Raw genomic sequence first — 14,383 nt, forward strand, 5'->3', positions numbered from 1 at the left:
GACCAGACACAAAAAACCGGCCTGCTGGCCGGTTTTTTTATGCTTCGTGAATATGCTGCTTTAAATATTGAAACAACTCGCGGGCCGCTTTGGGTGGGCCATTTTTTTGTTGTTCTTTATTGGCCTGACGATAAAGCTGGCGCAAACGCTGGCGTTCCAGTTCCGGGTATTTGCTCAGCAACGGTTCGATGGCCTTATCGCCGCTGGCCAAAATAGCATCCCGGGCTTTTTCAACAGCATGAAAGGCTGCATTGGCCTGCTGATGCTGGTGGGTGATACGTGCCATGGCATCATGAATGGGCGCCACATCGCGCTGGCGCAGTAGCTTGCCAATAAACTGAATCTGGCGGCGAAAGCCTTCTTTTTTGCGATTCATGGCCCGGGCCTGATGCACCGCCTCGGCCAAATCGTCGTCCATCGGGATCATATCCACCTGGGCCGGGGTTAAATTCACAATGGTTTCACCCAGTTGCTGCAACTCGGCAGACTGGCGTTTGAGTTCGGATTTACTGGGCGGCTCGGCCTGCTCATCGTAGTAATCATTATCAAACACAGATTCAGGAGTGGAATGCGGCTTATGGTCGCTCATTGGTATCTCTAAGTGTTACACTGATATTATCGATAATTGTGACACACAAACACCGGGATAGCGAAACTGACTATGCAAATTGAACAGCAAATCGCAGAGATTCAAAATGTTGTGGACGATGTTCTGCAACTGGCCAAGCAAAAAGGGGCCACCCAGGCCGAAGCCAGCATGTCGAAAGTACAGGGCATTGCGGTGTCGTCGCGCATGAAAGAAGTGGAAAATGTGGAGTTTACCAACGACGGCGGGCTGGGTGTCAGCGTGTACGTGGGTAAGCACAAAGGCAGCGCCTCCACCGCCGATTTGAGCAAACAGGCTCTGACCCAAGCGGTGGAAAAAGCCATCGACATCGCCCGCTATACCAGCGAAGACCCATGTACCGGGCTGGCCGATGCCGATCTGATGGCCACCGAGTTTCCGGATCTGGAACTTTATCATCCGCAGGAACTGGACCCGCAGCGTGCCATGCAAATTGCCATCGAAGCCGAAACTGCGGCACTGGATTATGACAGCCGGGTGATTAACTCCGATGGTGCTAACTACAACGCCAACCTGGGCATGCGTGTGTATGGTAATACTCATGGTATTAACACCGGCTATCCCAGCAGCCGCTACAGCTTAAGCTGTATGTCGATTGCCGCCGAAGGCGATGATATGCAGCGCGACTATGCCTACACCATGAGCCGCCAGCCTGACCAGCTAAAATCTGCCGCAGAGGTTGGTCGTGAGGCGGCGGAGCACACTGTCTCGCGCTTAGGCTCGCGTAAGATCAACACCGCCAATGTCCCAGTGTTGCTGGACAAAGAAGTGGCCGCGACGCTGTTTGGCCATTATGTGGGCGCCATTAGTGGCGGCAGCCTGTACCGGCGTTCCAGCTTTTTACTGGATAAACTAGGCCACCAGGTGTTTCCGGAGTGGCTGACCATCGCCGAGCGCCCGCATTTAAAAGCCGGCCTGGCCAGTGCTAATTTTGATGCTGAAGGGGTCGCCACCAAAGATTTGGATGTAGTGGAGCAGGGAAAATTGGCTCATTATCTGTTTACTTCCTACTCGGCGCGTAAGATGAATACCCGCTCTACCGGCCATGCTGGTGGCATTCACAACTGGATTGTGGGCGACACCGGTCATTCAGACAGTGAGTTGCTTAAAGAAATGGGCACCGGATTGCTGGTGACGGAGCTGATGGGCCAGGGCGTGAGCATCGTGACCGGCGATTATTCTCGGGGCGCGGCCGGTTTTTGGGTCGAAAATGGCGTGGTCCAGTACCCAGTGCATGAGATCACCATCGCCGGCAATCTAAAAGATATGTTTGCCAATATTCGCGCCATTGGCTGCGAGCGCGACAAGCGCGGCGGTGTGCAAACCGGCTCTGTGCTGATTGATAATATGAAAGTGGCCGGCAGCTAAGCGTTACTGTCAGCCAGCCAATAAAAAGCCCGGGTTCATGCCCGGGTTTTTTGTATCACACGCTTGTCTTAACTGTCGACCGAGCCGCAAAAGCGATAGCCTTCACCGTGAATAGTAACGATCAATTCTTCATCGCTAGGCTCAGACTCAAAATGCTTACGAATACGGCGGATTGTCACATCCACAGTACGGTCATTGGGGCGTAGTTCACGGCCGGTCATTTCCATAATCAGCTGCTCACGGGTCAAAATCTTACCCGGATTGCTCAAGAACAGGTGCAGCGCACGAAATTCACTGCGTGGCAGGCGGAATTCTTTGCCACTGGGGCTGATCAGCGAGCGGCTGTCACCATCTAAGGTCCAGCCATTGAAGCTGACCCGGCTTGGCAGATCATCGTCTTCGGCGGTATTGGTGGTACGCGACAACAAATTGCGCGCACGGATGGTCAGTTCGCGCGGATTAAATGGCTTAGTCAGATAATCATCGGCACCAATTTCCAGGCCCAGAATACGGTCGACATCATTGTCGCGGCCGGTTAGGAAGATCAGGCCGACATTTTTGCGGTCGCGCACTTCGCGGGCCAGAATCAAACCATTCTTACCTGGCAGATTGATGTCCATGATGACCAGATTGATGGAGTGATTCTCGAAAAAGTCATGCATCTGATCGCCATTTTCGGCTTCAAAAACGTTATAGCCTTCAGCTTCAAACAAGCTTTTCAGGGTGGTACGGGTAACCACTTCATCTTCAACAATTAATACATTTGGCGTCTGCATGGTGTTTCACACTCTTTTACAATCGGTTAAAGCAATATTCTGGTTAAAGTTTATTCTTCGTCACTTTGTTTGCAAGTTTATACGAATAAAACCTGACCTTCGGTATAAGGGTTTGTAAAAAAATTACAAGGTCCTGGCGCTGATGTCATCTCCCGGCGCACCGGTCTATGCTGTTTCGACAGGAAAAACAATCATAAATTCCACCCCATTTCCTTCTTCGCTGGAAAGTGTGATAGAACCATTTAGTGCCTGGGTCACCAAGTTATAAACAAGATGCATGCCCAGGCCGGACCCACCCTGACCGCGCCGGGTTGTAACAAACGGATCAAAAATACGCTTGCGTATTTCCTCCGGGATCCCATTACCATTATCGCGATACACCAGTTTCAGGTTACTGGCTGACACCAACTGTGCGGTGATATCGATGGTTCCATGTTCGACACCCTCGAAGCCATGCACTACGGAATTGACAATCAGGTTGATCAAAATTTGATTGATCGGGCCTGCTTGTGTTGTCACATGTAAGGTGGGGTCGCAATGGATATTGATATTATGCTGATGTTTTTTCAGCTGCGGTCTTAGAGACAATAGTATCTCATTAATCAGCTGTGAAACGCAAAAAGTTCGCGGAGTTTCTGTGGTTTGGTCAACCGCCACCTGCTTAAAACTGGAAATCAGCTCGGCGGCGCGGTTCAGATTGCGAAAAATGATGTTCAAATTTTCGCTGCTGTCGGTTAAAAACTTCTCCAGCGCGCTGGCCTTTAACGTACGTTCACGAAAATGTTTCTGCACCACCTCGATATTATCCAGCATCATCGACGATGCGGTAACGCCTAAGCCAATGGGGGTGTTCACTTCATGAGCGACTCCGGCCACCATATCTCCCAGTGAGGCCATCTTTTCGTTTTCCACCAGCTGGCGCTGGTATTGATGCAGCTTTTCTAAGGTTTGGATAAGCTCCAGATTGGCATCTTTGAGCGCCAGAGTGCGCTGATGTACCATTTCTTCTAAGCTGGCATTGAGCTTTTGGTGTTCAGCTTCGGCCTCGGCCTGGCGCTGTAGGGTGTCCTGGATGCGAGCCAGCAGCACATTGATGGCTTCATTGAGATTATTGAGCTCATACACCCCTGAGGGCGGTGTGCGGGCGCCATAGTCGCGGCTACGTGCAGTACCCTGCACAAATTCACTGAGCGCAGTAATAGGGCCAACCAGAAAATGCTGCAGGCGCCAGGCCAGCAAAAAGGTCAGCAGCATCATCACCACTAATACCGCCAGGTTAAGCAATACGGCACGCCACACCAGATTGTGAAAATTGGCTGCCGACGCAGACAGATAAATATAGCCCACATATTTATCTTCAAACATCACCGGGCGGGCCACTTCCATGCGGTTATCGCTTAGCTGTGGCTGACGCAGCGTATTTAGAATACCCGCCTGGCTACCAATGGCCGGTTCTCCCTCGCGGTTATAGCTGGCCAAAAAGGTCAGCTCCTGGTCTGGATCGTACCAGTAGGCATGAACATGAGTAACCAGATCGGCCTGGCTGACGCTGGCCAGCCGTTGGGTGGTAGCGGTGATATCACCGACGGCAATATCAGCCTCGGCATGCTGGCTTAACATATCAGCCAGCATCACCACGGTGGTGTCCAAATCCTCGCGGTAGGTGGTAATTTGCTGGTAAATCGACAGCCCGGCCGCCAGCGCCAGAGTAATGCTGGCGATGGCCATAATCACCCATAAAAACAGGCTGCGAATTGTAAAGCGGGGCGAAACTGCGCTCATGGGCGATAGGGCACGACAAAAACAAAACCGCCTCTATACTGACCCAAGCATCAGTAAAAGAAAAGCCTGAGTAGCGGCGGTGCTATTTGCCATGCCATTTAGACATATCTGTTTACAAACAAAGCGCGCACCGCTGGGTAAATCCATCGACGCGTTGCTGCCCAGCGGCTACTATCAATACCTATCCTTATTCTCACATTGCCCAGGAGTGCCTGTGAAACTATTGAAATCCGTGATCTTTTGTAGTGCTGCCTTGATGCAGCCGGTGATGGCTGCTGAGCTGCCAGCCTCTGCTGTGGCCGGTCAGACGCAGTCTGCCAGCGCGCAAACCGCACACCAGCAATTATTTGCGGTGTTTGCGGCTGCTGATGAGCGATATTTGGCGCTCAATCCAATTTCAGCATTATTTCGCGGGGATATGCGCAATGCCGATCGCCTGGGCGATTTTTTTACCGACAAATATATTCAGACCGCGCGGGCCAATACCCAGAAAAATCTGGCTGAGCTGGAAAAAATAGACCGCAGTGCGCTGTCGGCTACGGATCAGCTGGCCTACGATGTGTTTGCTTACCAGCAAGGTCAGGCTCTGAACAACTATACCGATGAGATGGTGGCGCTGACCGAAACCCGGCCGGTTAACCACTTTAGCGGGTTTCATACCTTTTACCCCACCTTTGCCAGTGGCAAAGGCGCTGCCCCCTTTAACACCCTGACCGATTATGAAAATAACCTGTCGCGTCATCAGGATTATATCGCCATCAGTGACCGGGCCATTGAAAAATTTCGTGAAGGGATGGCCAGTGGTGTTCTGGAAACCAAACTGACCATTGAGCGGGTGATTGTGCAGCTGGATAATCAATTGCAGATCCCGGTTAAAGAATCGCAGTTATGGCAGCCACTGAATCAGTTCCCCGATAGCATCAGTGCCTCCGACCAGGCGCGCCTGACCAAAGAATATGCCACGGTCACCGAGGCGCTGTACCAGGCCAACCGCCGTATGCGCACCTTTTTGGCCGACGAATATTTGCCGGTGGCCCGCGACACCATCGGCTTGAGCCAGATGAAAGGCGGTGCCCAGCTGTATCAGCAGCTGGTAGAACAAACCACTACCTTACCGCTGACCCCAGACTATTTGCATGATCTTGGTCTGGCTGAGGTGAAACGCATCAAGCAGGGCATGCAACAGATTCAGCAGGAAGTGGGCTTTGACGGCACCCTCAATGAATTTTTTAATCATGTTCGGGTAGCGCCACAGTTCAAACCCGAAAGCCGCGAAGCGCTGACCCAGACCTATTATGATATTGGCGAAGAAGTAGATACCAAGATCGGCGAGTATTTTTCGCTGCTGCCCAAATCAGAGCTGGAGATAAAGCCGTACGACCCGGCTATCGAGCAATTTAGTGCCGGCGGTTCTTACCAAAGCGGCACGCCGGATGGTTCACGGCCGGGCACCTTTTATTTTAATGCCTACGACCTGCCCAGCCGCCTGACGACCGGCAATGTCACTCTGTATTTGCACGAAGGGGCGCCGGGCCATCATTTCCAAATCAGCCTGGCCCAGGAAAATGAAGCCCTGCCAGCCTTTATGCGCTTTGGCGGCAGCACCGCCTATGTGGAAGGCTGGGCCTTGTATGCCGAAACCTTAGGCTATGAAATGGGCTTTTTTGCTGACCCGTGGAACCGCTATGGTACTTTGCAGGATGAGCAGTTGCGTGCCATGCGTTTAGTGGTGGATACCGGTCTGCATGCCAAAGGCTGGAGTCGTGAACAGGCCATCGACTTTATGCTGGAAAACTCAGGGATGACCCGTACCGAGGTGGTGGCTGAGGTAGAGCGCTATATTGCCATTCCTTCCCAAGCCCTGGCGTACAAAGTGGGAGCACTGAAAATTCAGGAATTGCGTCAGCAGGCAGAACAAACTCTGGGTGATAAATTCGACATTAAAGCATTTCATGCACAGGTGCTGGGTACCGGCGCTCTGCCGCTGGCGGTGCTGGAACAAAAAATTCAGCGCTGGATTGCCAGTTATCAGACCGCGTAGGCCAACAACACAAGCCGGGCTCTAACAAGCCCGGCTTGGCATCAGCTGTAAGCTTTGCTTACGACTGCTTATCAGCTTGCTCAGGTGCCGGCGGGCCCAGTAAAAAGTCTAACTGGACCAGCAACGCTTGCTGGCGCTGGGCCTGGCCACCTACCACCCGGGGTTTGTACACCCATTGGGCTAACGCAGCTTTGGCACTGTCATCAAACACGCCGGCTGGGTTGGATTTTACCACTTTGATATTTTCTGGGCTGCCAGTCTGGCTAATATCAAACTGCAATACCACCGAACCTTCCACGCCTTTATCAGCAGCAGCTTTAGGATACATAGGATCGACCCGTTGGACCGGGGTCGCCTGATTAATTTTACCAGCCTCCGGCTCGGCGGGCAGCTTGGCCAACGCGGTATTCAGCGTTAGGACCGAGGCGGCGACCGCGGTGGCCAACATAGCCACGCGCGTACTGCGTGCAGGGCGGTTAATCTGATTCAATCTTTTTATCATGGTGCTTTTATCTCCTAGGGTTGGATAAAGCGTAGGGTGGGTAGAGGCATGCTGAGCACACTGCACAAGCGCTTCGGCATACAGAATGTGTTGTTGGCGGGGTTTGCCGGTGAGTACCGCAGCATCACAGGCCAGCTCTTGCTGCAGGCGAAAACTGCGCAGCGCCAGCCATACCAGCGGGTTAAACCAAAATAACGCGGCCAGGCACAATGCCAGCGCGTTCCACCAGTGATCGCGGTGGCGCAAATGAGTATGTTCGTGCTCTAGGATCAGTGCTTGCTGCGCCGGGCTATAGTGTCGGGTAAAGGAAGCCGGCAGCATGATGCGCGGGCTCAGCACACCAACCAGCATCGGACTGCTGATTTGCTTGTCCGCACCAGGCTGCTGCAACTGCCAGTGGTACCACAACGCATAAGCGCACAAGGTCAGTGCGCCGGTCAGCCAAACACCAAACAAGATCCCTGCCGGGCTGGTGGCCATTTGCGGGGCCAGCCCCACGGTATACCGGGTGATGGGCAAGGGTGGCAGGCTGGCCCACACACCTGGCAGATTGTGAATTGCCAAACACAATGGCACGAGGATCCAGGCTTGATAAGCGCGGTGCGCATGAATTCTTCCAGCCAGAAATTTTTCACTGATAAGCAAATACGCCAGGACCAGTGACAGCACCCCCTGCTGCTGGATAAGCCATTCAGTCATCGTTGCGCTCCCACTGCTTAATCAGCGCCTTGAGCTCATCCACATCCTGTTGTGACAAACGATTTTGGTTGGCAAAGCCGGCCACCATGGGCGCGATCTTGCCCTTAAACAGGCGGCTGACAAAGTGCGAGGTTTGTTTTTTGGTGTAGTCTTCACGGGCAATCAGCGGGTAGTACAGATACTGGCGCTGGTCCTTATCAAAGCCCAGCACGCCTTTTTTGACCAGCCGGCCAAGCAAAGTCTTAACGGTTTTTTCATGCCAGTCTTTGCGCTGCTGCAAGCGTTCGACCAACTGCCGGCTAGTGGCAGGATGGTCCTCCCACAGCACATCCAGCACATCAAATTCAGCATCAGAGATATCATTTTTTTCAGCAGACATAACCAGCCCTTGTGTTGATTACAATTGTAGTCTTAAAACTTAGACTACACCTGTAATCGAAAAAGACAAGTTTATTTTTTAATCAAACAGCAGCGGGGTATTAAAAAGCGCTGGCCACCTGATAGGACACCAGATGGCCAGGTTGGATCAGTGATCGCTGATCAGGTGTTGGTACAGCTGAATATAATGATCAGCAGCAGCTTTCCAGGTAAACCGGGTACGCATGCCGCGTTGTTGCATCGCGCGAAAGCGGTCCGGATGCTCATAATAAAACAACAGCGCCCGACGGATACAGGCAAGCAGCGCAGCCGGGGTGGGATCATCAAACACAAAGCCAGTAGCGGAGTCACTGCCATCGAGCGGATCGAACACAGTGTCTTTTAAGCCACCCACCGAACGCACAATCGGCACTGTGCCATAAGCCAGACTGTACATCTGATTAAGTCCGCAGGGTTCAAACTGCGAGGGCATCAGAAAAAAGTCACTACCTGCTTCTACCAGGTGGGCATGCTGGGTACTAAAGCCATTGATAAAGGCAAATTGTTCCGGATGATTTTGTGCATACTCATCCAAATCCATGCACACACTGGGATCGCCGGTACCCACAATCACCAGCTGCAAATTGTGCTCCATCAGGTCATTTAACACCGGTAGCAAGTAGGTAAAGCCTTTTTGCTCGGTTAACCGGCACACCATGCCGATAACCGGCACATGAGGCTGTTCCGGCAGCTTGCTCTCGCGCTGCAGGGCCTGCTTGCAATGCGCCTTGGGATGCAGATTATCTACATCGTAATTTTCTGGCAGATAACGGTCGGTGGCCGGGTTCCACTGGCTATAGTCACAGCCATTTAAAATTCCGTGCAAATCCTGCTGGCGGGTCACCAGACGGTCATGCAGGCCATGGCTGCCAAGGTTAGTTAGCAGCTCCTGCGCATAATTAGGGCTGACCGTAGTAATTTTGTCGGCATATTCAATGCCGGTTTGCAGCATATTGATATAGCCGCCGTGCACCAGTGACATGATAGCCGGATGGTGGCGCAGATACGGAATATCGTCGAGGCGATTGACCCCCTGAAAGGCCGCATTATGAATGGTAAAAACGGTTTTGGTATTGGCAAAATAACCGCTTTTATCATGTTTGAGTAAAAACGGTAGCATGGCGGTATGCCAGTCATGGCAGTGGATGATATCCGGGCTCAGGCCGACCGCCTGAATGGCCATCAAGGTGGCGCCGCAAAAAAAGCTAAAGCGTTCGCCGTTATCGGGAAAAGCTTCATAGGCGTTGCTGTATAAGCCAGAACGGTCAAAATAATCCGGATAATCAATAAACAAAATATTGATGTTATGCCAGCTCAGCTGACGCAGATTAAAATGATATACCTGACTTTCGGCAAACAGGGTTTGCGGCGGGGCCGCGGTGGCCAAATCCAGTTCTTCGGCGATAGCACTGTAATAGGGCATTACAATGGTGACATCATGGCCGGCATCCTGTAATGCCAGCGACAGGGCTTTTCCTACATCAGCCAGACCACCGGTTTTCACCAGTTCTTCCACTTCCGATATCGCAAATACAATATTCACTTGGCAACACTCCATGACTTGCTTGTACCACACAGGCAAGGGCAATGTTCGTTGGCGTACACTGCCAACCAGCCTTAAAAAACAGCTTGTTTTAACCTTATCACAGGGTTTTAGAAACAGCCATCAGGGTAGTGCGTGATACACCGAAAACTGGCTGGTCTGGGCAATGGTGCGCACCTGATTAAAGTGCTCACCCAACAAACCCGGGTAGGGTAAAAAGCGATTGGCCACCATGTGCATCCCGCCACGCCCGGCCAGGCTACGCTTGGCATCACTGATAAAGCGTTTGGTAATGGTGTAATCGGTTTTGATGCCGGTATGAAACGGCGGGTTGGTGACAATCACATCAAATTTGGCATCCACGCCGTGCAAACCGTTGGCGGCCACCAGACTGCCTTGCTGCTCATTTTCTGCCAGGGTATGTGCGGCGCTGTACAGGGCCAGCGCACTGACATCCAACAGGGTCAGATTCAAATGCGGATATTGCTTGAGTAAACTGGCAGCAATCACGCCCGCTCCGCAGGCAAAATCCAGGATATGGCCAGCCAGGCTGGTGGGCAGTTTATCCAGCAGCAGGCGGGTGCCGGTATCCAGTTCGGTGTGGCTGAATACACCGGGCAGGGAAACCACATCCCACTCGTTATTGCCGGTGTGATAGGTACGGGTATCCAGGTATTGATTAATATCGAAGGCTACCGGTTCGGCCACCTGGGTACACAGCAGGCTGCAATGACGGGCCGAGTCCACTTTGTTGGTCAGGCCATATTTTTCGGCCAGCTTGCCGGCACTTTTGATACCGCCTTTATTTTCACCCACCACCATCAGCTGACCACCAGGCTGTAGTACAGAGGCCGCCAGGTTTAGCAACATGGCCAGATGCGCCTTGGCCTTGGGCAGATAGATCACCACATGGGAATAGCTGCGCGAGGCATCGATAAAGGGGGCAAAGATATGCCGGTGACGAGACACCTGTTGTTCCAGCGCAAAGCCGGTGGCATGGCTGACAATATCACGACTGTCGAAGGTGTGGCTTTGAATCACCCTGGCACTTTCAGCAAAAACATCAAAATACTGATGCAAAAAATCCATCTGCCGGTGGCTGACCAGATCAGCAAAATAGGCGTCGGCCGGATTGATGACCAGCCAGTCACCCTGTTCAAACAAATCCAGATTGCGTTCTAATAATTGGCTTTGCGTAGATAACATCAGGCGGTACGCTCGTAAATCAGATCCCACACGCCGTGGCCCAGTTTTTGGCCGCGGGTTTCAAATTTGGTGATAGGGCGATAATCCGGGCGTGGCACATAATCGCCGTCGCTGGCGGTATTTTTATAGCCTTCAGCCTGGTTCATGACTTCCGCCATATGCTCGGCATAATTTTCCCAGTCGGTAGCCATGTGAAAATGGCCGCCAATGGCCAGCCGGCTACGCACTGTCTGGGCAAATTCTGGTTGCACAATGCGGCGCTTGTGGTGGCGTTTTTTGTGCCAGGGATCAGGAAAATACAATTGCAGGCGGGCCAGGCTTTGCTCAGGCAGCATCTTGTTGATCACTTCCACCGCATCGTGCTCCATTACCCGCAGGTTGGTCAGGCCCAACTCGCCGGCTTCCTGCAAACAGGCGCCGACACCGGGGCGGTGTACTTCAATGCCGATAAAATCATGATCAGGCGCATTGGCGGCCATCTCTACCAGTGACTTACCCATGCCAAAACCAATTTCCATGACTACCGGCGCGCGACGGCCAAACACCTCAGCAAGATCCAGTGGCTGGTCAGCAAACTCGATGCCCATAGTGGGCCAGAATTGTTCCAGCGCGCGAGCCTGACCACGGGTCAGCCGCCCTTCACGTTTGACGTAGCTTTTTACCTTGCTGATGTAAACACCGGCGGCTTCCGCTTCTGCCTGATTTTTATATTGACCCATGGGCACACTCAATATCACAAAAAAACTATAGAGCGCGCATTATCCAGCCTGGAAGCGACATTGCAATAAAAACCCGCACCGGGTCGGGCACGCCGCTTATGGCCTTTTTATTCCCAACACTGAGCCAGCGCAGCCGCCACTTCATCAGGTTGTTCCAGCAATAGCATGTGTGCAGCATCTGCAATGGGGTACAGGGTGCACTGATCCAGTTCGGCGGCCACCGCACTTAAGCGGGCAAATGGGGCAATCTGATCATGCTGGGCCGCTACCATATGGGTGCGAAAAGGCGCTTTGCGCAGAGCTGGCACCCAGTCTTCACGCGGTGTGGTGGCCTGGGTTTGCGCCAACAGGGTGGCTTTACCCAAATCTTTGCCCATCTCCACTATGGTTTGCGTCACCTCCGCATGCTGCGGATGGTCCGGCATTACAAAGCGGCTTAGATACTTGGGGTTTTCCGGTTGAAACTGGCCTTGCTGGATCATAGTGACCAACTGCTTGCGACGCTTGATTTCATCCACACCCAGGCCTTGCGGGTTGTAGCCGATTAAGGTCAGCGAGGCCACCTGCCCAGGATGGCGCGCGGCCCAGCAGCTGGCAATATAGCCACCCATGGAATAGCCCACCAGGTGAACCTTTTCATCCGGCAGCACCCGATCATCGGTTAATGCCAGCATCTCATCCAGGCTGGTGGCCCACTGTAGCGGCACATAACGGCGCTGGGCCAGATTGAGTTGGCGCCATACCGGCAGCCATACCCGTTCATCACACAGGGTACCGGGTAAAAAAAGTACTGGGGTAGTGGTCACATTCTCTCCGTAATTCCTGACAGGCCGGCCAGCATGATACCATAGCGTCCTGTATTGACCGACCAATGGCCCTTATGACAGCCAGTTTTTCTGACCGGGTACTTGCCTGGTACGATGCCCACGGCCGTAAACATTTGCCGTGGCAACAAAATATCAGCCCATACCGGGTTTGGATCTCAGAAATTATGTTGCAGCAAACCCAGGTTGCCACTGTGATCCCTTACTATCAGGCTTTTATGCAGCGCTTCGACAGTATTGCGGCGCTGGCTGCCGCCCCGGTGGACGATGTGCTGCATCACTGGACCGGCCTGGGCTACTACGCCCGCGCGCGAAATCTGCATAAAGCAGCGCAACAGATGGTAGAACAGCATAATGGGGTCTTTCCCACTTCCCTGGACGAGGTCATGGCTTTGCCGGGCATTGGCCGCTCTACCGCCGGCGCGGTGTTATCGCTGGCCTGCCAGCAGCGCCACCCGATTTTGGATGGCAATGTTAAACGGGTACTGGCACGTTATTATGCGGTGGAAGGCTGGCCGGGCAAAAAGCCGGTGGAAAACACCTTGTGGGACCTGGCCGAACAGCACACCCCGGCCCAGCGCTGTGATAACTATACCCAGGCCATGATGGATCTGGGGGCGATGGTGTGTACGCGCAGCAAACCCAACTGCGATGGCTGCCCGCTACAAGCCGGCTGCCTGGCGTATGCCCAGGGCCGCCAGGCTGATTTTCCCGGCAAAAAACCAAAACAGACCCTGCCGGTCCGGCACACTAATATGCTGGTATTTATGACCGGCAACAGTGTACTGCTGCAACAACGCCCCGCCAAAGGCTTATGGGGCGGCCTGTACGGATTTATCGAAACCGATCAGCCGGCAGAGGCCGTGACAGCGCAGGCAGGCTTAACGGATGTGCAGATCGACGCGCTCAGCCCGTTTCGGCATACCTTCAGTCATTTTCATCTGGAGATTTCGCCATTTGTGGTTTTTGATGGCAAGATGCAGACACCACAGGTAGGGAAGGCTACGCAGCAGCGCTGGTTTGCCTTGAACCAGCCGATTGAAGTTGGACTGGCCGCACCCACTAAAAAGATTATTGAACAATTACAGCGGTCGCTATAATCGCGACACCGCAATACACCCAAGGGGTATTATTATGAGCAGAACTGTTTTTTGCCAGCATCTTAACCAGGAAGCCGAAGGGCTGGACTTTCAGCTCTACCCGGGCGAGCTGGGTAAACGGATTTACGACAACATCTCCAAACAAGCCTGGGGTGAGTGGCAAAAAAAGCAAACCATGCTGATCAACGAAAACAAACTGAATATGATGCAGCCTGAAGCGCGCAAGTTTTTAGAAGAAAAGATGGTGGCGTTTTTGTTTGAAGGCCAGGAACCTACCATTGAAGGCTATGTTCCGCCTGAAAAGTAGGCAAAAAAGCCGGTTTTGATTAGATAGTGTGCAAACGGTAAGACTTTTTCAAAAAGGTGTTGACTCGAAAGCCGAAAATCCGTTTAATACGCACCACAGCAAGGGAGGCAGTCAACGCCAACCACGCTAACAGTTTTAGCCCAGATAGCTCAGTTGGTAGAGCAGCGGATTGAAAATCCGCGTGTCGGTGGTTCGATCCCGCCTCTGGGCACCATTCTTAGAAGCCTCGCATTTGCGGGGCTTTTTTGATCTTGAAGGTTAATCGTCACACACCGTGGGGGTGCCGCGATCCGGATAACGCGGGCGCGTTACGATCCCGCCTCTGGGCACCATTCTTAGAAGCCTCGCACTTGCGGGTTTTTTTGATCCTGACGGTTGAACACTACCGCCGTGTCGGTGCCTAAACCTAGCTCAAACCGGCGCGTTATAACCCCGTTACTGGACAGCACTCTTAGAAGCCTCGCATTCGCGGGG

13 protein-coding genes and 1 tRNA gene are annotated in these 14,383 nt (G+C 52.9%); 5 read left to right on the plus strand and 9 right to left on the minus strand.

Annotated features, from left to right (window positions below; translation table 11 throughout):
• Positions 1-37: 37 nt before the first annotated feature.
• Positions 38-589: a ribosome biogenesis factor YjgA gene (yjgA, locus tag ACTUJZ_RS12465; RefSeq protein ID WP_463636655.1), complete on the minus strand. Its 552-nt coding sequence runs from the start codon at positions 587-589 to the stop codon at positions 38-40.
• Positions 590-661: 72 nt separating this feature from the next.
• Between yjgA and pmbA the strand changes: the two genes are divergently transcribed.
• The gene (gene pmbA, locus ACTUJZ_RS12470) at positions 662-1,993 is read left to right on the plus strand and encodes a metalloprotease PmbA (RefSeq protein ID WP_463636656.1); all 1,332 of its coding nucleotides are present in this window, start codon (positions 662-664) and stop codon (positions 1,991-1,993) included.
• A 68-nt stretch (positions 1,994-2,061) separates the two neighbouring features.
• On the opposite strand, the gene arcA is transcribed toward pmbA, so the two are convergent.
• Positions 2,062-2,769, minus strand: a complete 708-nt coding sequence (gene arcA / locus ACTUJZ_RS12475; protein ID WP_463636657.1) for a two-component system response regulator ArcA — start codon at positions 2,767-2,769, stop codon at positions 2,062-2,064.
• A 165-nt stretch (positions 2,770-2,934) separates the two neighbouring features.
• Positions 2,935-4,551 carry an ATP-binding protein gene (locus tag ACTUJZ_RS12480; RefSeq protein WP_463636658.1) on the minus strand — a complete coding sequence of 539 codons (1,617 nt, stop codon included), beginning with the start codon at positions 4,549-4,551 and terminating at the stop codon, positions 2,935-2,937.
• Between the two features lie 214 nt (positions 4,552-4,765).
• On the opposite strand from ACTUJZ_RS12480, the gene ACTUJZ_RS12485 reads away from it, so the two are divergent.
• On the plus strand, positions 4,766-6,592 hold the full coding sequence (locus ACTUJZ_RS12485; RefSeq protein WP_463636659.1) for a DUF885 domain-containing protein: 1,827 nt from the start codon (positions 4,766-4,768) through the stop codon (positions 6,590-6,592).
• A 58-nt stretch (positions 6,593-6,650) separates the two neighbouring features.
• Here ACTUJZ_RS12485 and ACTUJZ_RS12490 read toward each other — a convergent pair whose 3' ends face one another.
• The 6 genes from ACTUJZ_RS12490 to ACTUJZ_RS12515 all read right to left on the minus strand — a co-directional run bounded on the left by ACTUJZ_RS12490 (position 6,651) and on the right by ACTUJZ_RS12515 (position 12,484).
• Positions 6,651-7,793: a M56 family metallopeptidase gene (locus tag ACTUJZ_RS12490; RefSeq protein ID WP_463636660.1), complete on the minus strand. Its 1,143-nt coding sequence runs from the start codon at positions 7,791-7,793 to the stop codon at positions 6,651-6,653.
• Entirely contained in the window at positions 7,786-8,172 is a 387-nt protein-coding gene (locus tag ACTUJZ_RS12495; protein ID WP_463636661.1) for a BlaI/MecI/CopY family transcriptional regulator, read from the minus strand. Before ACTUJZ_RS12495 ends, ACTUJZ_RS12490 begins: the two co-directional genes overlap by 8 nt.
• Before the next feature lie 147 nt (positions 8,173-8,319).
• A complete protein-coding gene (glgA, locus tag ACTUJZ_RS12500) occupies positions 8,320-9,753 on the minus strand; it encodes a glycogen synthase GlgA (RefSeq protein WP_463636662.1) in 1,434 nt (477 codons plus the stop codon).
• Positions 9,754-9,876: 123 nt separating this feature from the next.
• Positions 9,877-10,959: a methyltransferase gene (locus tag ACTUJZ_RS12505; RefSeq protein ID WP_463636663.1), complete on the minus strand. Its 1,083-nt coding sequence runs from the start codon at positions 10,957-10,959 to the stop codon at positions 9,877-9,879.
• Complete coding sequence (gene trmB, locus ACTUJZ_RS12510) at positions 10,959-11,678, minus strand: tRNA (guanosine(46)-N7)-methyltransferase TrmB (RefSeq protein WP_463636664.1); 720 nt, start codon at positions 11,676-11,678, stop codon at positions 10,959-10,961. The genes ACTUJZ_RS12505 and trmB overlap by 1 nt, the downstream gene beginning before the upstream one ends.
• Before the next feature lie 107 nt (positions 11,679-11,785).
• Positions 11,786-12,484 (minus strand): alpha/beta fold hydrolase, encoded by a 699-nt coding sequence (locus ACTUJZ_RS12515; protein WP_463636665.1) that lies wholly within the window; start codon positions 12,482-12,484, stop codon positions 11,786-11,788.
• A gap of 74 nt (positions 12,485-12,558) precedes the next feature.
• Here ACTUJZ_RS12515 and mutY point away from each other — a divergent pair, with 74 nt between their 5' ends.
• From mutY to ACTUJZ_RS12530, 3 genes are all read left to right on the plus strand, one after another.
• Complete coding sequence (gene mutY / locus ACTUJZ_RS12520; RefSeq protein ID WP_463636764.1) at positions 12,559-13,602, plus strand: A/G-specific adenine glycosylase; 1,044 nt, start codon at positions 12,559-12,561, stop codon at positions 13,600-13,602.
• A gap of 34 nt (positions 13,603-13,636) precedes the next feature.
• A complete protein-coding gene (locus tag ACTUJZ_RS12525) occupies positions 13,637-13,909 on the plus strand; it encodes an oxidative damage protection protein (RefSeq protein ID WP_463636666.1) in 273 nt (90 codons plus the stop codon).
• A gap of 138 nt (positions 13,910-14,047) precedes the next feature.
• Positions 14,048-14,123 (plus strand) — tRNA-Phe (locus tag ACTUJZ_RS12530).
• The last annotated feature ends 260 nt before the right edge of the window (positions 14,124-14,383 follow it).

This window comes from Alteromonas sp. WD8-37, from assembly GCF_055326825.1.